The organism is Nonomuraea indica (genome assembly GCF_002850745.1).
GTDB lineage: Bacteria > Actinomycetota > Actinomycetes > Streptosporangiales > Streptosporangiaceae > Nonomuraea > Nonomuraea indica.
The window spans coordinates 539,119-561,903 of record NZ_KZ559468.1; the positions used below are offsets into that span (position 1 = coordinate 539,119).

Sequence of the window (22,785 nt, forward strand, 5' to 3'; positions counted from 1 at the left end):
GGCTGCGGCGTGCCGGCGTCCCCGGGCCTCTCGTCGGTCGTCGGATCCGGCGCGTCGGCGTCCCCAGCCCTCTGACGACCGACCATCGGCGTGCTGGCGTCCCCGGCCCTCTGGTCGGTCGTCGGCTGCGGCGCGTTGTCGTCCCCGGGCCTCTCGCCGGTCGTCGGCTGCGGCCCGCCGACCTTTCCGGAGCGCGTCCCGTCCGGTCCTGCGGCCGGGGTTGTGCCGGCGGGTGGGGGAACGGGGCGGCGCGGCGTGGGGGTGAGGTCCAGCAGGGCGGCCAGGGTCTCGGCGCCCGAGACGCCGTCGATCGCCGCGTGGTGCACCTTCGTGTAGACGGCGACCAGGCCGCCGGCCAGCCCCCGGATCAGGTGCATCTCCCACAGCGGCCGCGTCCGGTCCAGCCGGCGCGCGTGGATGCGGGCCACCTCCTCGGCGAGCCGCCGGTGGTCGCCCGGTGCCGGAAGCACCGTCTCGAACAGGTGGTCGTCGATGTCCGGAGCCGGCCCGGCCATCCAGTACGGACGGTCCAGACCCCACGGCACCGGCGCCAGCCGGAGGAACAGCGCGGGGGACAGGTGGATCCGTTGCCGGAGCAGCGCGGCCAGCGACTCCCGGCTGACGGAGCCGTCGGCGGGGTCGAGGATCGCCAGACCCGCCACGTGCGCGGTCGTGGTCGCGCACTCGACATGGAGGAACTGGGCGTCGAGCGCGGTCAGCTGGCGCATTCGCTCCCCCTCGCTGGGTGTGCCGGTCGGCATCACGCGCGACCATGTCGGCACTGGTTTCGGCGGGAGACCTGCGGATGTATTCCACGCCTTTCGGGAAACTATTCTCCTGCTCCGCGCCCCACGCCGCATCTGGTGCGATTCTTCACCATTCGACGACCTGAACGGGATGCCGGACGACCGCGTCGAAGTCGTAGCCCAGCGGATGACGCGGTGCGACGAGCGGCTGCGTCGCGCCCGTCTCGTCGGTCGCCATCGCCATCAGGACGTGCGGTCCCCGGCGAGGCGGCACCCAGGTGACGTGCCAGCGTGTCCAGGCGCCGACCAGGTGCCGGCCGTGTAGCTCGGCCTCGCGCCAGGTGAGCCCGCCGTCGAAGCTCACCTCCACCTTCACGATGTGTCCCCGCCCGGACCACGACCTGCCGCGCAGCACGTACGGGCGCCCGGCGACGAGGGTGGAATCCCAGGCGAGCTCGAAGGCGCTTCGCACCGGCTGCACGGTGATGTCGCGGTAGAAGACGGTGTTCCACGGCGTGACGGCCGCGGACGTGGTCACGGCCAGGTCGCCGAGCCATTTGATCGACGCGATTCCGGCCCATCCCGGCACCACGAGGCGGGCCGGGAACCCATGGTCGGGCGGCAGCGGCCGGCCGTTCATCTCGTAGGCGACGAGGACGTCCTCCATGGCCTTGGCCACGGGCAGCGGGCGGCGGACATGCCCGTACTGCTCGAACGGCGCGTCGAGCCCCTGCGCCACCACGTCCACGGCGTCGGGCCGGAGTCCGGCCTGCCTCAGCAGGTGCGCCAGGGGCACTCCGCGCCAGCGGGCCACCCCGATGGCGCCCAGACCCCACGGGGTGCCGGGCGCCGGGTCGTGCTGCTGCGTCCCGTAGAACCGCCGCCCGTTCCCGGTGCACTCGATCGCGACGTCGATCGTCCGCGACGGCATGGCCCTCAGGTCGGCGTAGTCGTGCACGGCCGGACATCGCACTCCGGGCCCGTGCAGGCGCAGCCGCCACGCGTCGGCGTCGATCCGCGGGGTGGTGGTGTGGTTGCGTACGAAGAAGCGGTCGATCGGCGTGTGGTAGCCGAGACCGGCCATGGCCTCCCAGCGCATCTCCGCGTTTCCGTCGTGCCGGATGAACAGGTGATCCGGCAGCGGCTTGACGATGGACGCCGTGACCTGCTTCATGCCTCCTCCTTCATTTCCTACTTGAAAACCATGTAATCACGGCGGGGCCCGCCGATCCACCTCCCACCGCACACGGATCTCCCGGCGCCCGAGAGGGCCGCTTCCTCGATCTCCCCAGGCCAGGACATGTCCGCCCCTCTCGGACAACCAACACCGCGGAGCCACTCCCTGGTTTCTCCCTACCCGGTCCCCGCCCCGTCCGATCCCGAGCGCCGGAACCCCAGGCGCGCCGGGAGCGCTCACCCCGGTCCACGACGTCGGTGACGTCGGCCCGGTCCAGGACGGCCGGGCCCGGCCCGGCCGGCCTGGACCGGGCCGGCCGGGCCCGGCCGCACCGCCTGTCGAGCCCTCGCTCAGCGACCGGCCGGGACGACGGCGGAGACCCGGTCGGCCAGGTCGGCCACATGGGCCAGCCACCTGTCGTCGGCCGCGTCCGGAACGGCGACGATGACGTGGTCGATGCCCAGGCCGGCCAGGCCGGCGCAGCGCTCGGCGCTCTCCGAGACGCTCTCACCGGCCGGGATCCGCATGTGCAGAGTCTTCTCGATCTCCTCGTACGGCCGTCCGAGCCGCTCGCAGTGCGCGCGCAGCACGCCGAGCTTGTGGCGGACGTCGGCCCCGTGCAGCAGGTTGCAGGCGTCGGCGTACTCGGCGACGAGCCGGAGCGTCTTCGTCTCCCCGCTGCCGCCGATCAGGATGGGCGGGCGACCCTGCGGCGCGTTCAGCGTCCGGCCCAGCCGGTAGTGGCGTCCCTCGTACGGCTTGTCCTCGTCGCTCCACATCTGCCGGGCGATCCGCAGGGTCTCCTCCAGCCGCTCGAACCGCTCCGCCAGCGGCGGGAAGCGCAGGCCGAGCCCCCGCGACTCCTCCTCGTACCACCCCGCCCCGATGCCGAGCACCGCACGGCCGCCGGAGAGCGCGTCCAGGGTGCTGACCTGCTTCACCAGCATCCCCGGCTCGCGGTGGACGGCGCAGGTCACCAGTGCTCCCAGGGTGACACGACTGGTGAGGGCGGCGGCGTACGACAGCGCGCCGTACGCCTCCAGCATGGGATCGGTCACGGAGCCGAAGTTGGGGATCTGGAAGAGATGGTCCATCACCCACAGGCTGTGCAGCCCGGCCTCGTCCGCGCCGCGGGCGACGGCGGCGAACCGTTCGGCTATCGCGGCGTCACCGCCGGGCCAGGTGTAACGGGGGCAGGTCAGACCGAGCTTCATCGAGACTCCCAGAGGGTGAGGTGCCGCCGCGGGGCGCGTCGTCGCGGTAGGGCGGGCATGAAAAAACCCTCTCGCCCGGGCTGTGCGCGCCGGGCCGAGAGGGCTCCGTGGTCATGATTATCCCACACTCACGCCAGGTGAACGTGACGGCGGCGATGTCGTCGCACGGACGCGGCCACGTGCGTACGGACGTCAGGCGCGATACCCCCAGAGGTTGACGTACAGGCCGGTCTCGCTGTCGAGCTTGCAGTGCCCCTTGTAGACGTTGACCGTGGCGTTGCCGCAGTCACGCCACCCCTGCGCCGTGTTGGGGTACGTCGCCGCGACGTACCACGAGCCGAGTGCGGTCACCGGTGAGGTCGCCGCGGCCGCGGCGCCCACGGTGAACGTCAGGGTGCCCACGGCCACCGCCGCCGACACCGCGAGCCGTGCCGTCGTCTTCACGATCATCTGGTCCCCTCCGCCGATCTCTGCTTCGAGCGCGTCCCACGTTAGGGCGCGGTGCGTTGGTGATCGAGGCGGTCGCCTGCCAATTTCCATCTGAATGCGGACAATCCGGCGTTGACGGCGGCCGGCCCGCGCTCCAGGCCCGGGATGCCGACGGGCGAGCAACGGTCACGATGGTCGGGGTGGGGTTCGGCGGCTGGTCGGGTGGGAGGGCGCCGGTTCGGTGAGGCGGGATGCGGGGCTCGATGGGCTTGCCGGTGGGAGCCAGGGGTTCAGGTCGGAGTGGAGAGGGCTCCCGGTGGGAGTTCGGGGGGAGGGGCCGGGGCGTGAGCGGGTCGGGGACCCGGGTGGGAAGTGGCGCGGAAACGGTTTGACCCTGCCGCGGCGTGAGGTTCTAGCGTCCGCCGCATGACGAACCAGAAGAAGATCGCCCGTGAGGTCACCCTGGAGCTGGAGGCCGGCAACGCGGCGATGACCGACATCGGCAAGATGCTCGGACCCGCCGGCATCAACACGCGGCAGCTCAAGCTCGACTACGACGCCGCCACGGCCGCCCAGCGCGGCGACGTCGTGCCCGTCGTGGTCACCGTCTTCGAGGACCGGACGTACGCGCTGCGCCTCAAGACGCCGCCCACGGCATACCTCATCCGCAAGACCCTCGGCCTGGCGCGGGGCGCGGCCCGGCCGGGGACGCAGAGCGTGGCGAAGCTGTCACGGGACCAGTTGAGGGAGATCGCCGAGCGCAAGCTGCCCGACCTCAACACCGCTGACGTGGAGGCGGCGATGCGCCAGGTCGCGGGCACCGCCCGGTCCATGGGCGTGCTCGTCGCCGATGAGTGAACGGCTCGGCCTTTCGAGGTGTGCCGGAGGGCGGTGGACGTCAGGGACGGAGGAACGCCAGCAGGCGCTCCAACGGCCAGGTGTTGATGACGTCGTCGGTGGTCAGCCAGGCGCGCTGGGCGATGCCGACGCCGAAGCGCTGGTGGGCCAGGTGGGGGATGGCGTGGGAGTCGCTGTCGATGGAGAACTTCACCCCGTGGTGCCTGGCCAGCCGCACCAGGTCGGCGGGCAGGTCGGACCGATCCGGGTAGGAGTCGATCTCCATGGCCGTGCCCGTGCGGGCGGCGGCGCGGAAGACGGCGTCCCAGTCGGCGTCCACCGGCTCCCGCTTGCCGATCTTGCGCGTGGTGGGATGGCCGATGATGTCGACGTAGGGATTCTCGCAGGCGGCGATGAACCGGCGGGTCATCTCGTCGCGGGGCATGCCGAAGTGCGAGTGGACCGAGGCGACGCACACGTCGAACGCGCGCAGCACGTCGGCCGGCCAGTCGACCGAGCCGTCGGGCGCGATGTTGAGCTCCGTGCCGTGCAGCAGGCGCATGCCGGGATAGCTCTGCTGAAGCTTGGCGAGCCGCTCCCGCTGCTCCAGCGCCTTGTCGAGGGTCATGCGCTGCATGGCCAGGTCGGGAGCGTGGTCGGTGACGGCGTAGTAGGAGTAGCCGCGGGCGTGGGCCGCCGCCACCATGTCCTCCAGCGAGGCGATGCCGTCGGTGAGGTCGGTGTGGGTGTGCAGGTCGCCGAGCAGGTCCTCCAGCCGGACCGGCTCGGGCAGCTCGCCGCGCAGCGCCGCCCGCACCTCGCCGCCGTCCTCCCGCATGGGCGGGGGGACGAACTGCATGCCGAGCGCGGCGTAGATGTCCTCCTCGGACTCGGCGGCGATCACCCGCTCACCCTCGAACAGGCCGTACTCCGACAGCTTCCACCCCTTCTTGACGGCCATCTCCCGGATCGCGACGTTGTGCTCCTTGGAGCCCGTGAAGTACTGCATCGCCGCGCCCCATGACCCGGCGGGCACCACGCGCAGATCGACCTGGATCCCCGAGGTGGTGCGCACGGACGTCTTCTTGTCGCCCGCGGCGATGACCTCCGCGACGTACGGCTGCGCCCGGAACCCCTCCATGACCGAAACCGGCGCCACCGCCAGGATGTCGATGTCACCGATCGTGTCCTTCATCCGGCGCAGCGACCCGGCGTAGGCGACCCGCTCGGCCGTCAGCGACGCCATCACCTGCTCGGCCAGCGCCATGGCCACCCCGATGTGCACCCGGCGGCCCGACTGCTCCAGCTGCTCGACGCCCTTGGCGAGGTTGGCCAGGGTCTTGGGGCCGAGCCCCTTGACCCCGTCGAGGCGCCCCGCCGCGATGGCCTCGCCCAGCGCGGCGGGAGAGTCGATGCCGAACTCCTCGAACAGCGTGATCGCCGTCTTGGGACCGAGCGACGGCACCCGGGTCAGCCGCCGCACCCCCTCGGGCACCCGGCCGCGCAGGTCGTCGAGCTGCCGGAAGCTCCCGCGCTGCAGGAACTCCTCCATCTTCTTGGCGATCGCCTCGCCGACGCCGGGGACGGCGCGGACGTCCGTCGCCGAGATGTCCTCGGGGTGGCCGGCGATCGCCTTGGCCGCCTTCTGGTAGCTGCGCACCCGGAAGGCGTCGCCCCCGGTCAGCGCGAACAGCTCCGCGTATTCCTGCAGCGCCGCCGCGGCCTGCTCGTTTGCCCGTGCCATGAGGCCAGCTTAGAAGGCGGCACCGACACTTCCCGCCGCTCCGGGACGCCTGTCAGAAACGGACCTCGCGCGGCCGGTACGGCTCGGCGAGGAAGGCCAGCTCCTTGTCCGACAGGCCGACCGACACCGCCGCGACCGCGTCGTCCACGTGCGCGTCCCTGGTGGCGCCCACGATCGGGGCGGTCACCGTCGGCTGGTGCAGCAGCCAGGCCAGCGCGACCCGGGCCGGCGGCAGCTCCCGCTCCCGCGCCAGCTGGGCGACCCGGTCCACGATGACGCGGTCGTTGTCCGGGTCGTAGAGGGCGTCGATGCGCGGGTCGGAACCGGTGCGGGCGGTCGAGGCGGACGATCCGGACGCGCCGGCGCGGGCCAGCACACCACGCGCCAGCGGACTCCACGGGATCACGCCCACGCCCTGGTCGGCGCAGAGCGGCAGCATCTCCCGCTCCTCCTCGCGGTAGAGCAGGTTGTAGTGCGGCTGCATCGCCGCGAACCGCGTCCAGCCGTTGACCTGGGCCACGTGCTGGGCCTTGGCGAACTGCCACGCCCACATCGACGAGGCGCCCAGGTAGCGGGCCTTACCCGCCTTGACCACCTCGTGCAGCGCCTCCATGGTCTCCTCGATGGGCGTGTGGTCGTCCCACCGGTGGATCTGGTAGAGGTCCACGTAGTCGGTGCCGAGCCGCCGCAGCGAGGCGTCGATCGCCGCGTGGATGTGCTTGCGCGACAGGCCGCGGTCGTTGCGGCCCTCGCCCATCGGGAAGTAGACCTTCGTGGCCAGCACGTAGTCCTCGCGCCGGGGGAAGATCGCGCGCAGCATCTTGCCGGTCACGACCTCGCTCTGCCCGTCACTGTAGACGTCGGCGGTGTCGAAGAACGTCACCCCGGCCTCGGCCGCGCGACGGACGATCGGCTCGGCCCGCTCCTGCGGCAGCGCCCACTCCTGCCGGTCCGGATCGCCGTAGCTCATCATGCCCAGACAGATGCGGGAGACCTGCAGGCCGGTGGCGCCAAGTCGTGTGTATTCCATGAACCCACCCTAATCAGGGTGAGATTCCCAGATCGCACACTTTACAGGGCGGACAGATCAGGTCCCTTGGCGAGGGCGAGGCGGACCGGCCGCTCTCGCGCGCAGGTGGCCGGGGACGTGGCGCGTGGCGTGGGCGCTCTCCCGCCCGTGGAGGGCGCCCTTCCGCCCGCGTCCGGACGTGCGCTCAGAGGTGCGGGCTGATCAGCGTGACCCCGGGGACGGACCCGATCGAGGCCAGCGCCTTGCCCGCGTCGCCGAGCCCGATCGTGCGGGTGACGAGCTGCTCGGGGTGCAGGATGCCGGCCCGGATCATCTCCATCATCGGCGGGTAGGCGTGGGCCGCCATGCCGTGGCTGCCCAGCAGCCGCAGCTCGTGCCCGATCACCCGGCCCATCGGCACCGGCGTCGCGTCGCCCGGCAGCAGTCCCACCTGCACGTGGCGGCCCCTGCGGCGCAGGCTCCCGACCGAGGCGGCGCACGTCTGCGGGCTGCCCAGCGCGTCGAGCGACACGTGCGCGCCGCCCCTGGTCAGCTCCCGCACCTGGGCCGCGGCGTCGCCCGCCGAGCCGTCGACGAAGTGCGTGGCGCCCATCCGCTCCGCCAGGTGCAGGGCCTCGGCGCTGACGTCCACCGCCACCACCCGCGCCCCCGCCGCCGAAGCGATCATCACCGCCGACAGGCCCACCCCGCCGCAGCCGTGCACAGCCACCCACTCGCCCGGCCGTACCTCGCCGACCTGCGCGACCGCCCGGAACGCCGTCGCGAAACGGCAGCCCAGCGAGGCGGCCGTGGCGTACGTCATGTCCTCGGGCACGGCCACGAGGTTGACGTCGGCGTGGTCCACGGCCACGAACTCGGCGAACGACCCCCAGTGGGAGAAGCCCGGCTGCGTCTGCCGCTCGCACACCTGCTGCTCGCCGGCGGCGCAGGCCGCGCACGTCCCGCACGCGCACACGAACGGGACGGTCACGCGCGCGCCGGGCAGCCAGTCGCGCACCTCGGCGCCCACCGCCTCCACCACCCCGGCGAACTCGTGGCCGGGAACGTGCGGCAGGGACCGGATGTCGGGGTCGTGGCCCTGCCAGCCGTGCCAGTCGCTGCGGCACAGCCCGGTCGCCTCGACCCTGATCACCGCCCCGTGGGGCGCGGGCGACGGATCGGGCAGCTCGCGCAGGTCGAGGTCCCCACCGAACAGGTCAAAGGCAACGGCTCGCATCTCACGAGCTTAGAGTCAGCTCCCGCGGCTCGCGCAAGGCCGGTGGCCGGGCGAGCCCCGCCGGGCCGGGCGGAGGACGCGCCGCGGTCCTCGCGGCCGGGCACCGGCGGCATCCCGCATCGCCACGCCGGGCGCCGGACGGCCCTGAGCGGCGCATACCTCCAGGACGACGTACCTGCCGGCGAGGTGTGGAGGCCGCCCCACCGGACAGTAAGGGGGCATGGGACAAGATCTGGACAAGGAGCGCTTCTCCGAGGCGGAGTACACCCGCTTCGGGGAGCGGCTCCGCGAGCAGCTGGGCGTGCTGCGCGCGTTGCTGGCCGAGCCCGGGTTCGGCCAGGGACCCGCGACGATCGGCGCGGAGCTGGAGCTGGTCCTCGTCGACGCGGCGGGCCGGCCGTTGCCGCGAAACGATGAGGTGCGCAAGGCGCTCGGCGACCCCCGCGTGGTGCTGGAGCTCGGCCGCTACAACCTGGAGGTCAACCTGACCCCGGTGCCGCTCGCCGGCCGGCCGTTCCAGCTGATCGGGGCGGAGGTCCAGGAGGCGCTGACCAGGGTGGACGCGGCGGTGGCGGGCGGCGGGGCGGTGCCCATCGGGATCCTGCCCTCGTTCGCCACCGGCGACTTCACCAAGGAGGCCATCAGCGACCAGAACCGCTACCGCGCCATGGGCCGAGGCTTCCGGCGGCTGCGCCTCGAACCGTTCCTTGTCAAGATCGAGGACCTGGAGCTGTCGGTCGAGGACGTGATCCTCGAGGCGGCCAACACCTCCTGGCAGGTGCACCTGCGCACCCCGCCCGACCGGTTCGCCCGGCTGTTCAACGCCGCGCAGCTCGCCGTCGGGCCGGTGCTGGCCGTCTGCGGCAACTCGCCGTTCTTCCTGGGCCGGCGCCTGTGGGAGGAGACGCGGATCGCCCTCATGGAGGAGGCGGCCGACGACCGCGACATCGAGCGCCGCTACCGCAGGGACGGGCGGGTGACGTTCGGGTTGGACTGGGTGCGGGAGGGCGCGTACGAGCTGTTCGAGAGGTACGTGCGCGACTACGACCCGATCCTGCCCGACCTGAGGGAGAACGACGACCCGCGCCACGTCTCGGAGCTGCGGCTGCACCAGGGCACCGTGTGGCAGTGGAACCGGCCCGTCTACGACCCGGCCGGCGGCGGCCACCTGCGGATCGAGATGCGCGCCCTGCCCGCCGGCCCGACCTGCGCCGACATGACGGCCAACGCGGCGTTCCTGCTCGGGCTGACGCTGGCGCAGGCCGAGCGCGACCTCACCGGCTACCGCTTCGGCGAGACGTACCAGAACTTCTACCGGGCCGCCATGCACGGTCTGGACGCCAAGCTGTCGTGGCCCGGCGTGGACGGCGAGCTCCAGGCCACCGACCTGGTGCTCCGGCTGCTGCCCGAGGCGCGGGCCGCGCTGCTGGAGGCCGGCGTGGTGCCCGACGACGTGGACACCGCCCTGGAGATCATCCGGGAGCGGACCCGGCTGCGCCGTACCGGTGCGGCCTGGCAGCGGGAGGCGCTGGCCCGGTTCGGCGGGGATTCCGAACGGTTGGTGCGCGAGTACCGCGAGCACGCCCTTTCCGGGCTTCCCGTTCATATGTGGCCGTAGTCGCAACAATTGTCGCCCCGCGGCCGTCAGACTCTCCACCATGACGGAAAGCGAGGGCGAGATGGCGGCGACGGGGTTGGTCCCGGCGGACACGGCCGGCTACGCGTTGACGCGGGCGACGGGCACGCTGCCGGAGGGAGCGGCCAAGCTCGCCACCGAGATCGGCGCGGTCAGCGTGGCCACGGTGCTGCGCCGCGGCAACAGGACCGCCGTGCGCAGGGGGGCGACGGCGGCACTGGGCGCCATGCGGCCCCGGCCCGCCGACTGGTACGCCTTCGACGCCAAGGACCAGGACACCCCCGACTGGTACCCGCAGGGCCTGACCGGCGACGAGGACTCCGGGGCGGCGGGCGTGCCGGTGTTCGTGGTGAGCTGGTACTTCAAGCCGGAGCCACCGGTGGCCGAACGCGGCGTCCGGGTGACGTTCCTGAGTCCCCGCTCGCTGAAGTACCAGCACGCGCTGCTGGTCGAGGCGAAACCGGACGGATCGTACATGCCGCTCGACATCCACGCCGGCGGCATCGGCTGGTACGGCGACCTCCTCTACGTGGCCGACACCTTCCGCGGCCTGCGTGTCTTCGACACCCGACACATCCTCGACCTGCGCACCGCGCAGAAGGACCTCGGCGACCCCACCCGGATCGGCCGCCATGCCGGGCGGCTGCACGCCTTCGGCTACCGCTACGTCATCCCGCAGACGGACGCGTGGCGGCTCGTCCAGGAGGGGTGCCGCTTCTCCTTCGCCGCGATCGACCGCACCACCGCCCCGCACGCCCTCGTCTCCGGCGAGTACGCCGACGCGAGCCGCGACCGCCTGGTGGTCCGGTGGGACCTGGCCGAGGACGGCACCCTGGCCGACGGCACCCCGCGCGACGCCCACGTCCTCGGCCACGCCAAGATCCAGGGCGCGCTGTCGTCGGGCGGCACCTGGTATCTCAGCCAGGCCGCCGACGCCCGCACCAACGGCAGGCTCGTCGTCCAGGGCGACGGCGACCCGGTCATCCGCCCCTTCCCGATCGGCCCCGAGGACCTGACCGTCCAGGGAGGCCGGCTGTGGAGCGTGACCGAGTTCAGGAACAAGCGGGTGGTCTTCGGCGTGAGCCTGTGAACGGCGGCTCGCCACCGCCGCCGCGGCGACTCCTCGTACGGGCCTTCACGGGCGGAGCGGGTCGGTGCGGGCCTTCACGGGAGGTGCGGGTCGGTGCGGGTCTTCACGGGAGGTGCGGGTCGCTGATGGCGGTGTCGGTGGCGCCGACCGAGCGGGCCAGCGGCTCGGGCAGGGGATAGGGGCGCTCGTCGGGCAGCATGGGCGTGACGTCGCGGCCGGCGCGCACCGCCTGCCCGATCTCGCGGGCCAGGCCGGTGACGTCGGTGATCGACACGGTCCACCGGTCGAGGTAGCGGGTGACGGCCTCGCCCGACAATCCCACCTGGATCGACCGGTGCGGCAGCGGGTTGTGGTGGGGGTCCCGCTCCGGGTCCCACTGGACGCGGACCGGGCTCTCGCGCAGGCGCCGTCTCCACTCGGCCGGGTCGGCGCCGTCCGGATGGCTCGGGCAGGCGTGGCCCAGCGCCCACTCGAACCCGTCGCGGGTGATCTCGACGGCCAGGACCCGGGTCTGGCCGGGCTTGGTGGCGTAGCCGCAGCGGTACATCATCCACAGGAACGACGGTTTGATCCAGGTCATCCGCTCGCGCCTGAACGGCGGGACGAAGCGCTGCGCGGCCACGGCCGGCCCGGCGATGGCCGGGTCGTAGGCCTGGTAGACGGTGATGGACGCGCCGGTGTGGACGGCGCGGATCTGCCGATGGGGGACACTCATCCCGCCGAGCATGGACAACCGCGCGTCCGCAGCGCAACCGGGTTTCGCCGGGACTCGCCCGGCCCGTCCGGGCGCCGTCGCGGGTCCGAGGGATTGTCGGGGGCTCCGCGTAGGGTGGGCGCATGCCCGACATCGAGGTCGCGGGGCGGCAGGTCCGCGTCACCAGCCCCGACAAGGTGATCTTTCCGCGGAGCGGTCACACCAAGCTCGACCTGATCCGCTACTACCAGGCGGTGGCCGACGGGGCGCTGCGCGGGGTGGCGGGCCGGCCCATGATCCTCAAGAGGTTCGTGCGCGGCATCGAGGAGGAGGCGTTCTTCCAGAAGCGGGCGCCCGCCAAGCGCCCCGGCTGGATCGAGGTGGCCGAGCTGCGCTACCGGTCCGGGCTCGGCGCCGAGGAGGTCGTCGTCAGCGACCTCGCCCAGCTCGTGTGGGTGGTCAACCTGGGCTGCGTCGACCTCAACCCGCATCCGGTCCGCGCCACCGACCTCGCCCGTCCCGACGAGCTGCGCATCGACCTCGATCCGGTGCCGGGGGTGGAGTGGGCCGACGTGCTGCGCACCGCCCAGGTCGCGCGGGAGGTCCTCGCCGACCACGGCCTCGCCGCCTGGCCCAAGACGTCCGGGTCACGTGGGTTCCACGTCTACGCCCGGATCGAGCCGCGGTGGCCGTTCGCCGAGGTGCGCAGGGCCGCCGAGGCCGTCGCCCGCGAGGTCGAGCGGCGGGCGCCCGAGCTGGCCACCAGCCGCTGGTGGAAGGAGGAACGGCACGGCGTGTTCGTCGACTTCAACCAGAACGCCTATGACCGCACCGTCGCCTCCGCCTACTCCGTCCGCGCGGTGCCCGACGCCCGCGTGTCCACCCCGCTGACCTGGGACGAGGTGCCGGGCTGTCGGCCGGAGAAGTTCACGATCGACACCGTCCCCAAGCGGCTGGCCGAGGCCGGCGACCCGTGGGAGGACATCGACCTGCACGCCGGATCCCTCGACGGGCTGCTGGAGCTGGCCGAGACGCTCGGCCCCGCCCCCAAGCCGCCCAAGGGCACCGGCCGCCGCCGGCAGACGCTGCCCGTCATCGAGATCGCCCGCGCCCAGCACAAGGACGAGGCGATGGCCGGCTTCGAGCGGTGGAAGGCCCGTCACCCCGAGGCGGCGGCCTGCCTGCAGCCGGCCGACGTGCTGGTCGACGGGATGCGCGGCCGCAGCAGCGTCTGGTACCGGATCCGGGTCAACCTCCAGCACGTCCCCGAGGCGGAGCGCCCGGGGCAGGAGCCGCTGGAGGTCGACTACGACCCGTGGGGTGACGGCTGAGCGCGCCCGTCAGGCCGCGGGTCCGCCTGGGACGGCCGCCTCGGGCGTGGCACCGACCGCGTCGGTCCGGCCGGGACGGCCGCCTCGGGCGTGGCGCCGATCGCGTCCGCCGCGCCGCCGGGCAGGGCCGGGTCAGCCCGCGTCCTGACGTTTCCGGTCCGGCCGCCTCTCGTACGCGCCGAACGCGGCGCAGCAGCCGAGCAGCGCCAGCCCGAACACCGGCACCCAGGCCAGCCGGGCGAGCACCCATCCGCCGTCGGCCGGGACGGTGTGCAGGCCGGGCAGCGCCCCGCCCGCGAGCAGGCCGAGCGCCGTGACGGCGATCAGCGCCGTCTGGTGCCACAGGAAGACCGTCATCGCCGACAGGTTCACCAGCGCCACCCCGGCCCAGGCGGCGGGCCGGCGCGTCAGCCGCCGCAGCGGGCCGAGCAGCAGCAGGGCCGCCCCGCACTGGGCGAGCCCGAAGGAGACGGCCGCCAGGGTCGGCGGATCCAGGTTCGACACCGCGGCGCCCGGCACCCCCACCATCGCGGCCGGGTAGCCGCCCCATCCCACCAGCCCGGCGGTCACGGCTGCGCCGCCCGTGAGCAACCACCAGCCGGCGGCACGGGCGGGCACGCCACGGGTGGCGCAGCCCGCGCCCAGGCAGTACGGCACCAGCCACGCGGCCGCCACGTTCACCCAGCCGAGCCACTGCGGTCCGCCCAGCCCGAACCGCGCCACGTCCACGCAGGCCACCACGACCAGTGGCACCGCCGGATGCAGCCGCCGAGCCAGCGGTGTGGCGGCCGTCAGCACCGCGAAGACCACCAGGAACCACATCGGCGACAGCACCAGCTTGACCAGTGCCCGCACGCTCTCCGGCCCGGCACCGTACGCCAGCATCGCTCCGGCGGCCATCGCCCACACCGCCACCACGGCCGCGACCGGCCGGAACAGCCGCGCCGTCCGATCCCGCAGCCACCGCCCGTACGGCTCGCCGCGCGCCTGGGCGGCGGCCTGGCCCCGCGCCCCCACCCAGCCGCCCACGAGGAAGAACACGGCCAGCGCCTGGAACACCCACGACACGGGGGCGAGCTCCGGCAGGTGGCGCAACGGGCTCGCGGCGCGCACCGTACCGCTGTCGAAGACCAGCGCCGTCACCAGCCAGTGCCCCAGCACCACGCCGCCGATCGCCAGCGCCCGTAACGCGTCCAGCCCCCGGTCACGCTCCGCCGGGGTGGCCGCCTCCACCCGGCGCAGCACCGTCCCGCCCCTCATGCCCCCGCCGCCCCGCCCGGGACCCGCAGCCCGAGGCCTCGCTCAGTCATGACGCACGCCCGCGTCAGTCGCCTGGCCGAGGACGATCCGGGCGATGTTCGCCAGCGCCACGGACCCGGGCCGCAGGTAGTCGCTGTGGCCGCCGCCGCCCGCCGGGAAGACGCGGGCGCCGAACTCCGGGGACACCGGGTCGGTCCCGTGCCCCAGGGCGGCGAACGGCAGGCGCACCCGGGTGTGCGGCACCACGGAGATCCAGTCGCCCGCGCTCCGGCCCGCCCAGACGCCGGCCCCGGTCCGCAGGCCGGAGACGTGGTCGGCGCCGACGCCCGGACTGCCGTAGAGGACGACGTCGGAGATCCCCGGCTCGGCCGCGGCCCGCGCGCAGACCACGGAGCCGTAGGAGTGGCAGACGAGCACGACCCGCACGCCGGGTCGTGCCGCGCGGAGCTCCCGCACGAAACGGCGCAGGCCGGGGGCGGCGCGCTCGGCGAGTCCGGCGGTCAGCTGCTCGACCCCGAACGTGCCCGGCGTCCGGTACCCCAGCCACGCCACGACGGCGGCCGGGCCGGCGGCTGTCGCGGCCGGTGTGCCGGACGGGGTGCGTGGCCGGTGGGGGAGGACCTGATCGGAGGCCACCGAGGCGAGCGAGGCGGAGCGGGCGCGCAACTCCTGGTGCAGCGCCGACGCGCCGGCCTGGAGGCGGCCGTACCGGTCGAGGTTGGTGTCCACGCCGGGGACCAGGACGGCGACCCGCCCGGCGCGCGACAGGTCGCCGAACACCTCGGCGGCACGGCCCCCGTCACGCCCGTCGAAGAACAGGAAGGTGCGCGCCGGGCCGGCCATGGCGTGCAGGGAGGCGGCCCGCCGCAGGTGGCCGTGCGTGGCGGCCATCCGCTCCGCGTCCCTGACGGCGGCGCGGGAGGCGGCGTACCGGTCGGCGAGAGCGGCCGGGCCGGCGGCGCGCAGCGGCTGCACGGGCGCCGGGACGGGGGCGGGCACGGCCGGCGGCCGGGCGGCTCCCGCCACCGGCACGGCCACCGACGCGGCGACCAGGGTCGTCAGGACCCCTCGTCGCAGCCGCCCCGGGCGCCCGCGCCCCGCGCCGCCGCGCGGCCGGGGCGCGGGCGGGCGGCCCTCGCGGGACGGCGCGGCAGGCGGGTCTTCCGTGGGGGAGGACATGTCCTGGGGGCGGGCCGTGGGCGGTGAGCCGGGGGAGACGTCGCGCGGCTGGGGCGCCATCGGTGGGGGTCCTTCCGTACCGGATGCGGTTGTGATCGCCAAGCTAGGGATCAGCTGCCGTCACCGGCGTCCCGCCGCGGGCTCCACCTCGCGCCTGGCTCTCAGGTACTACACGGGTGGCGAACCGCAAGCCCGCAGGGCGCCGCCCGCGCGGCTCCCGCAGTGGGCCCGGCGGAGCCGCCTCGAAGGGCCGAAAACCGATTGACGCCCGCCCGTGCGGTGCGCACGATGATCAGCGCCGGGAACGACGGACGAGGAGGACACCGGGTGACGGAGGACGCACGGACCGACCAGCCGAGCCCCCCACCCGCCGCCCCGCCTCCCGCGCCACCGGCCACCCCACCGGCCACCCCACCGGCCACCCCGCCCGCATCGCCTCCCGGCGAGCCGCACGGTGAGCCTCCCGGCGAGCCGGACGGCGGCCGCTCGCTGTGGCGGGACCGCAACTTCCTGACGTTCTGGACGGCGCAGACCCTGTCGGTGGCGGGCGACTCGTTCGCGCTCATCGCCGTCCCCCTGCTGATCCTGGAGGCCACCGGCTCGGTCGCCCAGATGGGCCTGCTCACCGGCGTGTCAGGCGCGGCGTCGGTGACCGCCGGGATCTTCGCCGGCGTGCTCGTCGACAGGTTCGACCGGCGCAAGCTGCTCATCGTCTGCGACCTGCTCAGGTTCGTCCTGTACGCGCTGATCCCGCTCGCCTGGCTGACCGGCGTCCACGTCTGGCTGCTGTACGCGGTGCTGCCCCTGGCCGCGGCCGTCGGCATGCTGTTCCAGGTCACGTACGTCTCCACGGTCCGCAGCCTGGTCGGCGAGGAGCGCGTCACCGAGGCCAACGGCCGGCTCTACGGGACCGCGGCGGCGGCGGGCGTCCTCGGCCCGATGCTGGCCGGTGTGGTGGCGGGTCAGTGGGGGGCGAGCGCGGCGATCGCCGTCAACGCGGTCAGCTTCGCGGTGTCCGCGGCGGGCGTCTACCTGGTGCGGATCGCCCGCCGCACCCCCGTGCCCCGCGAGCCGGGGGAGCGGTCCTGGCGCGAGCTGGTGGCCGGGGCCGTGTTCCTGTGGCGGCATCCGGTGCTGCGGATGCTGACCGTCCTGCTGTCGTTCTTCATCTTCCTGACGCTCGGGCTCACCGACATCGTGATCTTCCGGCTCAAGCACGACCTGGGCCAGTCCGACACGGTCGTCGGCGGCGTCCTCGGCGTCGCGGCCGCCGGCACGATGACCGGCTCGTTCCTGGTGGCGCGGGTGCGCAGGCTCGCCGGGTTCGGCCCGGCGTGGATCGGCGCGCAGGCCGTGGGCGGCGTGGCGATCGTCAGCATCGGTTTCGCCGACGGCGTGGCGGGTGTGGCCGTGGCGATGGCCTGCTACCTCGCCTGCGTCAGCGTCGCCGGGATCTGCTCGATGTCGCTGCGTCAGCAGGTGACCCCCGACCACCTGCTCGGCAGGGTCACCTCGGCGTTCTGGACCATCCACTTCTCGCTCGGCCCGGTCGGCGCCGCGGCCCTCGGCTGGGGCGCGGCACGGTTCGGCACGGGCCCGGTGTTCGTGTTCGCGGGTTGCTGCTGCCTGCTCCTCGCGGCGGTCGCCGTGTTCACCCCGGTACGCCGCAGGCACCCCGAGGCCGCGGGGCCCGGCGTCAGCGGCCCGAGATGAGGTCGGCCAGCCGGGCGTAGGCCGAGGTCGTGGTGCCCCGGTCGTTCTCGTGCCGGTCGGCGGCCCGGTACAGGGTGTAGATGAGGTGCACCCCGGCCCAGCGCAGCGGCTCCGGCTCCCACTGGCGCACCTGCCGGCCCACCCACGGCAGCGCGGTCAGCTCGGTGTCGTGCCGCAGCACCAGATCCCGCAGGGTCCGACCGGCCAGGTTGGCGGTGGTGACGCCGCTGCCCACGTAGCCGCCCGCCCATCCGAGGCCGGTGGCGTGGTCGAGGTGCACGGTCGAGCACCAGTCGCGCGGCACGCCGAGCACCCCGCACCACGAGTGCTGAACCCGCGCGTCGGCCGCCGCCGGGAACAGCTTGACCAGCATCCGCCACAGCAGCGCCACGGTGGACGCCTGGGTGACGCCCCGGTCGTCGGTGCGCGAGCCGAACCGGTACGGCACGCCGCGCCCGCCGATGGCGATGCGGTCGTCGGCGGTGCGCTGGGCGTAGATGTAGGCGTGGGCGGTGTCGCCGAGCAGCTCGTTCTGCGCCCAGCCGATGTGCTTCCACACCTCGGGAGGCAGCGGCTCGGTGACGATCATGGAGCTGTTCATCGGCAGCCACTGCCGGCGCTGGCCGGTCAGGCCGGCGGTGAACCCCTCGGTCGCGCGGATGACGTACTCGGCCGACACGACGCCCCGCGGGGTGACGGCCTCGGCCGGCCGGCCGTCCCGGCGCGGGCGGATCTCGGTGACGGTGGTGTTCTCGAAGACGTCCACGCCGAGCCCGGCGACGACGCGGGCCAGCCCGACGGCCAGCTTGGCCGGCTGGACGCGGGCGCAGTGCGGGGAGTAGGCGGCCTCCAGCGTGCCCGCCACCTGCAGGCGCTCGCGCTGCTCGTCACGGCTCAGCAGCCGCATGTCGTCCTCGCCGTACCCCCAGGCGCGCAGGTCGGCCACCTCCGCGCGCAACCGGCGGCGCTGCGCCGGGTTGGTGGCGACGTGCAGCACGCCGCCCTTGTACACGTCGGCGTCGACGTCCTCCTCGCGGGTGACACCGATGACCTCGTCCACCGCGCCGAACATCGCCCGCTGCAGGTCGATCATGGCCTGCCGGCCGCGGGCCTTGGCATGGCGCTCGCGCGACCCGGCGAACTCGGCCGACAGCCAGCCGCCGTTGCGGCCCGACGCCCCGAACCCGGCGAACTCCTTCTCCAGGATCGCCACGCGCAGGCCGGGGTCGGCCTTCTTCAGGTAGTAAGCCGTCCACAGCCCGGTGTAGCCGCCGCCGACGATGGCCACGTCGTACGCGCGGGAGCCCGGCAGCGCCGCCCGCCGGTCCGGCAGGCCGATCTGCCGGTACCAGAAGGAGACGCCGCCATTGGCGAAGTCCCCGCTCAGCGGGATGCCTCGTGTCACGTCAGGAACCTTCCCCAGGTGGCTCATCGGAAAAATAGACGAAATCGGACATCAGGCTACGGCGTCGGCGGGCTGACCACCCAGAGCACCTCGGCGACCTCGTCGCCGTCGTTGACCGCCCGGTGGGGGACGGAGGTGTGGTACTCGATGCTGTCTCCCGGCTCCAGCGCGTGCGCGACGGCCTCGCCGGGCGCGCCGAGCCAGACGGCGACCCGGCCGCGCAGCACCAGGAAGATCTCCTGGGAGTCGCCGTGCGTGTACGGATCGTCGCCGGTGGAGGCGCCGGGGTCGAGCTCGCCCGCGTACATCTCCACGCCCCGCAACGGGCGCTGGGAGACGAGGAACTTGCGCACGCCGGGCCCGGCGGGCAGGGTCGGCCGCTCCGCGCGGCGCACCACCCGGTGCCCCACCTCGGTCTCGTCGCTGAACAGCTCGGCCACCGTCAGGCCCAGCGCCTGCGCGATCCGGCGCAGCATCCCCACGCTCGCGCTGGTCTGCCCGCGTTCGAGCTGGCTGATGAAGCTGGGGCTGGCCTGGGCCTCGACGGCGAGCGCGCGCACGGTCAGCCGGCGCATGGTCCGGTACGCCCTGATGCGGGCGCCCAGACGCGCGGTCTCCGACTCGGTCATCGAACCCCTTGATCGCCTCCACTGAACAACCTGTTCAGTGACAACGAAGGGACCGTACAGGCAGCCGGTAACGACGCGATAACGCGCCTGCTGGGGGCTGTCCGTCACGCCCTACCAGGGCCATGGCCCTCACCCCCGGAACCCTCCCGGGCGGCCCGCGCGATCTGCTCCGCCGCCTCGCGCAGCGGCTCGACCAGGCGGTGCAACTCACGGGCCCGCCGGGAGGCGATCACGATGCCGAGCGCGGCGACCGGCCGCCCGTCCACCAGCACCGGCACGGCGGCCGAGCAGGTGCCGAGCGTCATCTCCTCGTACGTCAGCGCGTAGCCCTGGGCGCGCACGCTGGCCAGCTCGCGCGCCAGCCGCCCCGGCTCGATGATCGTGTGCGGGGTCGGCCGCTCCAGCTTGCGCGCCAGGTACGCCTGCACGAACCAGTCGGGCTCGTAGGCCAGCAGCGCCTTGCCCACCCCGGTCGGGTGCATCGGCAGCCGCCCGCCGGTGCGCGACACGATCGGCACCGCGCGCCGCCCGTGCACCTTGTCCACGTACAGCACCTCAAGCCCGTCGCGCACGGCCAGGTGGACGTTCTCCCCGGTGCTCGCGAACACCTCCTGCAGCCACGGATGCGCCATGTCCTGCAGCCGGCCGGGCGCGAGCTGGCCCAGCTCCCACAGCCGCATCCCGATCCGCAACCGGCCGTCGGACGTGCGGCTGAGCGCCTGCCACGCCTCCAGCTCCGCCACCAGCCGGTGCGCCGTGCTCAACGCCACCCCGCTGCGCCGGGCCAGATCGCTCAGCGTGAGCTGCTGATGGGCGGAGTCGAACGCGCCCAGGATGGCGAGCACCTTGGACGTCACCGAACGCCCGCCCTCCCGCGCTCCACCGGCCATGCGGCCCATCCTGCCCTCGTCTTCCGCCCAGTGGAAGAACAGGCTCGGCCCGGCCACCGGCGGGGCGGGAGGCTTGCCCCATGCGCACTCAGGTCGGGATCATCGGGGCGGGACCCGCCGGGCTGCTCCTGTCCCACCTCCTCCACCTGCGCGGCATCTCCTCCGTGGTCCTGGAGAAACGCAGCCGGGACCACGTCGAGCGGCGCGTGCGCGCCGGCGTGCTGGAACACGGCACCGTCGACACGCTCGTCCAGGCGGGCGTCGGCGCCAGGCTGCTGCGCGAAGGGCTGCCGCACCACGGCATCGAGCTCAGGTACGGCGCCGAAAGCCACCGCATCGCGTTCGACCAGCTCCTCCCGGGCAGGTCCATCACCGTGTACGGGCAGCAGGAGGTCGTCAAGGACCTCATCGCCGCCAGGCTCGCGGCGGGCGGCGACATCCGCTTCGAGGTGACCGACGTGGCGCTGCACGCGCTGGAGGATCGGCCCTACCTCACCTTCGGCGGCGAGCGGCTCGACTGCGACGTCATCGCCGGCTGCGACGGCTTCCACGGCGTGTCCCGCCCGGCCGTCCCCGACGGCGTCCTCACCACGTACGAGCGCGCCTACCCCTTCGCCTGGCTCGGGATCCTCGCCAGGGTGCCACCGTCGGCGGAGGAGCTCATCTACGCCAGGACCGACCGCGGCTTCGCCCTGCACAGCATGCGCTCGCCCGAGGTCAGCCGCTTCTACCTGCAGGTGCCGCCCGACACCAGCGCCGACGACTGGCCGGACGAGCGGATCTGGGCCGAGCTGAAGGCCCGGCTGGAGACCGTGCCCGGCTTCACGCTGGCCACCGGCGAGATCTTCGACAAGGGCGTGACCCCGATGCGCGGCTTCGTCACCGAGCCCATGCAGTACGGCAGGCTCTACCTGGCCGGCGACGCCGCCCACATCGTGCCGCCCACCGGCGCCAAGGGCCTCAACCTGGCCGTGGCCGACGTGCGCGTGCTGGCCGAGGCGCTCGACGCCTTCTTCGCGACGGGCTCGGCCGACCTGCTCGACGGCTACTCGCGGGCGTGCCTGAAGCGGGTGTGGCGGGCGCAGCACTTCTCCTGGTGGATGACGACCCTGCTGCACACCTTCGACACCGACGACGACTACGGCCGGCGGCTTCAGGTGTCCCATCTCGACTACGTCACCGCCTCGGAGGCGGCCGCGACGACCCTGGCGGAGAACTACGTGGGCCTGCCATGACCGATCCGACATCCGCCCCGACAGCAGACCGAGGACAGCCATGAGCCACCCGCCCTACCTGAGTCCCGGCTACCGCAGCACCCTCCTGCGGGCGCCCGCGCACCCGCCGGTGCCGTTCACGGCCGACCCCGACACGATCGAGCTGACCAGCCCCGTCTTCGGTCACGACGAGGTCGGCGCACTCGACCACGACCTCACCCGCCGGCACGCGGGCGAGCCGATCGGCGAGCGCATCATCGTCACCGGCCGCGTTCTCGACGACACCGGCCGGCCGCTGCGCGGCACGCTGGTGGAGCTGTGGCAGGCCAACTCGGCCGGCCGGTACGCGCACGACCTCGACCGGCACCCGGCCCCGCTCGACCCCTGCTTCACCGGCGCCGGCCGGTGCCTCACCGACGACGAGGGCCGCTACCGGTTCGTCACGATCAAGCCCGGCGCCTACCCCTGGCGCAACCACCCCAACGCCTGGCGGCCCGCCCACCTGCACTTCTCCGTGTTCGGCACGGCGTTCACCCAGCGGCTCGTCACCCAGATGTACTTCCCGGGCGACCCGCTCATGCCGTTCGACCCGGTCCTGCAGTCGATCCCCGACGCCGCGGCCCGCGAACGGCTCGTCTCGTCCTTCTCCCTGGACGTGACCGAGCCGGAGTGGGCGCTGGGGTACACCTTCGACATCGTGCTCGGCCGTACGCCCGTGGAGAACCCATGACCATCACACCGTCGCAGACCGTCGGGCCGTTCTTCGCCCACGCGCTGCCCTACCCGCACGACTGGGAGCTCGTACCGCCCGGCCACCCCGGCGCCGTCACCCTCGAGGGGCGGGTGCTCGACGGGGCGGGCGACCCCGTACCCGACGCGCTGCTGGAGCTGTGGCTCGGCCGCACCGGCGACCGGGGCGCGCTGCGGCGCGGCGACGGCGGCGTGTCCGGGTTCGGCCGGTGCGCCACCGAGCCCGACGGCACGTACCGGTTCCGCACCGCGCCGCCGGCCGGGCCGTACCTGTCGCTGCAGATCTTCGCCCGCGGGCTGCTGCGGTCGGTGCTCACCCGCGTCTACCTGGAGGACGTGCCCGACCCGCTGCTCGACGGCCTCGACCCCGCGCGGCGTGCCACGCTGCTCGCCACCCGCTCCGGCGACACCCACCGGTTCGACGTGCGCCTGCAGGGGGAGGGGGAGACGGTCTTCCTTGACTTCTGACGGGACTTCAGGCGGGACGGTCGCTTTTGACTTCTGACGGGACCTCGGGCGGGACTTCGGACGGAACTCCCGCGGGGACGTGCGGCGGTGCCGCGTCCCGGACCACCGGCGACCCTGCTCCGGACGGCGGGCT

21 protein-coding genes are annotated in these 22,785 nt (G+C 73.7%); 8 read left to right on the top strand and 13 right to left on the bottom strand.

The genetic code is table 11. The features are described from left to right. The 4 genes from CXR44_RS40080 to CXR44_RS10205 form a co-directional block, all read right to left on the bottom strand. Positions 1–728: wax ester/triacylglycerol synthase domain-containing protein (locus CXR44_RS40080; RefSeq protein WP_281260260.1), on the bottom strand; the 728-nt coding region annotated here is incomplete at its 3' end. 145 nt (positions 729–873) lie between these two features. Then, entirely contained in the window at positions 874–1,920 is a 1,047-nt protein-coding gene (locus CXR44_RS10195) for a sulfite oxidase (RefSeq protein ID WP_101784879.1), read from the bottom strand. A gap of 353 nt (positions 1,921–2,273) precedes the next feature. After that, complete coding sequence (locus CXR44_RS10200; protein ID WP_101784881.1) at positions 2,274–3,137, bottom strand: LLM class F420-dependent oxidoreductase; 864 nt, start codon at positions 3,135–3,137, stop codon at positions 2,274–2,276. Positions 3,138–3,329: 192 nt separating this feature from the next. Further along, positions 3,330–3,587: a hypothetical protein gene (locus CXR44_RS10205; protein ID WP_101784883.1), complete on the bottom strand. Its 258-nt coding sequence runs from the start codon at positions 3,585–3,587 to the stop codon at positions 3,330–3,332. Between the two features lie 405 nt (positions 3,588–3,992). On the opposite strand from CXR44_RS10205, the gene CXR44_RS10210 reads away from it, so the two are divergent. Next, on the top strand, positions 3,993–4,424 hold the full coding sequence (locus CXR44_RS10210) for an uL11 family ribosomal protein (protein WP_101784885.1): 432 nt from the start codon (positions 3,993–3,995) through the stop codon (positions 4,422–4,424). 40 nt (positions 4,425–4,464) lie between these two features. On the opposite strand, the gene polX is transcribed toward CXR44_RS10210, so the two are convergent. The 3 genes from polX to CXR44_RS10225 form a co-directional block, all read right to left on the bottom strand. Next, entirely contained in the window at positions 4,465–6,147 is a 1,683-nt protein-coding gene (polX, locus tag CXR44_RS10215; RefSeq protein ID WP_101784887.1) for a DNA polymerase/3'-5' exonuclease PolX, read from the bottom strand. Between the two features lie 52 nt (positions 6,148–6,199). Further along, a complete protein-coding gene (locus CXR44_RS10220) occupies positions 6,200–7,177 on the bottom strand; it encodes an aldo/keto reductase (RefSeq protein WP_101784889.1) in 978 nt (325 codons plus the stop codon). Between the two features lie 184 nt (positions 7,178–7,361). Continuing rightward, positions 7,362–8,393 (bottom strand): zinc-dependent alcohol dehydrogenase family protein, encoded by a 1,032-nt coding sequence (locus CXR44_RS10225; RefSeq protein WP_101784891.1) that lies wholly within the window; start codon positions 8,391–8,393, stop codon positions 7,362–7,364. A gap of 220 nt (positions 8,394–8,613) precedes the next feature. Here CXR44_RS10225 and CXR44_RS10230 point away from each other — a divergent pair, with 220 nt between their 5' ends. Next, positions 8,614–10,011 carry a glutamate-cysteine ligase family protein gene (locus CXR44_RS10230; RefSeq protein WP_101784893.1) on the top strand — a complete coding sequence of 466 codons (1,398 nt, stop codon included), beginning with the start codon at positions 8,614–8,616 and terminating at the stop codon, positions 10,009–10,011. 40 nt (positions 10,012–10,051) lie between these two features. After that, the gene (locus CXR44_RS10235; RefSeq protein WP_144069917.1) at positions 10,052–11,119 is read left to right on the top strand and encodes a hypothetical protein; all 1,068 of its coding nucleotides are present in this window, start codon (positions 10,052–10,054) and stop codon (positions 11,117–11,119) included. A 103-nt stretch (positions 11,120–11,222) separates the two neighbouring features. Here the strand turns inward: CXR44_RS10235 and CXR44_RS10240 are convergent, their stop codons facing one another. Continuing rightward, a complete protein-coding gene (locus tag CXR44_RS10240; protein ID WP_101785407.1) occupies positions 11,223–11,834 on the bottom strand; it encodes a DUF4291 domain-containing protein in 612 nt (203 codons plus the stop codon). A gap of 122 nt (positions 11,835–11,956) precedes the next feature. On the opposite strand from CXR44_RS10240, the gene ligD reads away from it, so the two are divergent. Next, positions 11,957–13,144, top strand: a complete 1,188-nt coding sequence (gene ligD, locus CXR44_RS10245; protein WP_101784897.1) for a non-homologous end-joining DNA ligase — start codon at positions 11,957–11,959, stop codon at positions 13,142–13,144. Positions 13,145–13,276: 132 nt separating this feature from the next. Here the strand turns inward: ligD and CXR44_RS10250 are convergent, their stop codons facing one another. Both CXR44_RS10250 and CXR44_RS10255 read right to left on the bottom strand, forming a co-directional pair. After that, positions 13,277–14,404, bottom strand: coding sequence for an acyltransferase family protein (locus tag CXR44_RS10250; protein WP_101784899.1), 1,128 nt, complete (start codon positions 14,402–14,404; stop codon positions 13,277–13,279). Positions 14,405–14,446: 42 nt separating this feature from the next. Continuing rightward, positions 14,447–15,643, bottom strand: a complete 1,197-nt coding sequence (locus CXR44_RS10255) for an alpha/beta hydrolase (protein ID WP_245899040.1) — start codon at positions 15,641–15,643, stop codon at positions 14,447–14,449. 267 nt (positions 15,644–15,910) lie between these two features. Here CXR44_RS10255 and CXR44_RS10260 point away from each other — a divergent pair, with 267 nt between their 5' ends. Beyond that, positions 15,911–17,296, top strand: coding sequence for an MFS transporter (locus tag CXR44_RS10260; RefSeq protein WP_219601727.1), 1,386 nt, complete (start codon positions 15,911–15,913; stop codon positions 17,294–17,296). On the opposite strand, the gene CXR44_RS10265 is transcribed toward CXR44_RS10260, so the two are convergent. The 3 genes from CXR44_RS10265 to CXR44_RS10275 form a co-directional block, all read right to left on the bottom strand. Continuing rightward, complete coding sequence (locus tag CXR44_RS10265; RefSeq protein WP_425437406.1) at positions 17,280–18,701, bottom strand: NAD(P)/FAD-dependent oxidoreductase; 1,422 nt, start codon at positions 18,699–18,701, stop codon at positions 17,280–17,282. The two genes, CXR44_RS10260 and CXR44_RS10265, sit on opposite strands and share 17 nt — an antisense overlap. A 56-nt stretch (positions 18,702–18,757) precedes the next feature. Next, positions 18,758–19,330 (bottom strand): helix-turn-helix domain-containing protein, encoded by a 573-nt coding sequence (locus tag CXR44_RS10270; protein ID WP_101784902.1) that lies wholly within the window; start codon positions 19,328–19,330, stop codon positions 18,758–18,760. A gap of 104 nt (positions 19,331–19,434) precedes the next feature. Then, entirely contained in the window at positions 19,435–20,220 is a 786-nt protein-coding gene (locus CXR44_RS10275) for an IclR family transcriptional regulator (RefSeq protein WP_101785413.1), read from the bottom strand. A gap of 80 nt (positions 20,221–20,300) precedes the next feature. On the opposite strand from CXR44_RS10275, the gene CXR44_RS10280 reads away from it, so the two are divergent. From CXR44_RS10280 to CXR44_RS10290, 3 genes are read left to right on the top strand one after another with little or no spacing between them, the layout of a single operon-like run. Continuing rightward, complete coding sequence (locus tag CXR44_RS10280; protein ID WP_101784904.1) at positions 20,301–21,455, top strand: 4-hydroxybenzoate 3-monooxygenase; 1,155 nt, start codon at positions 20,301–20,303, stop codon at positions 21,453–21,455. 40 nt (positions 21,456–21,495) lie between these two features. Beyond that, entirely contained in the window at positions 21,496–22,164 is a 669-nt protein-coding gene (gene pcaH / locus CXR44_RS10285; protein ID WP_101784906.1) for a protocatechuate 3,4-dioxygenase subunit beta, read from the top strand. Next, complete coding sequence (locus CXR44_RS10290) at positions 22,161–22,652, top strand: dioxygenase family protein (protein ID WP_101784908.1); 492 nt, start codon at positions 22,161–22,163, stop codon at positions 22,650–22,652. The genes pcaH and CXR44_RS10290 overlap by 4 nt, the downstream gene beginning before the upstream one ends. The last annotated feature ends 133 nt before the right edge of the window (positions 22,653–22,785 follow it).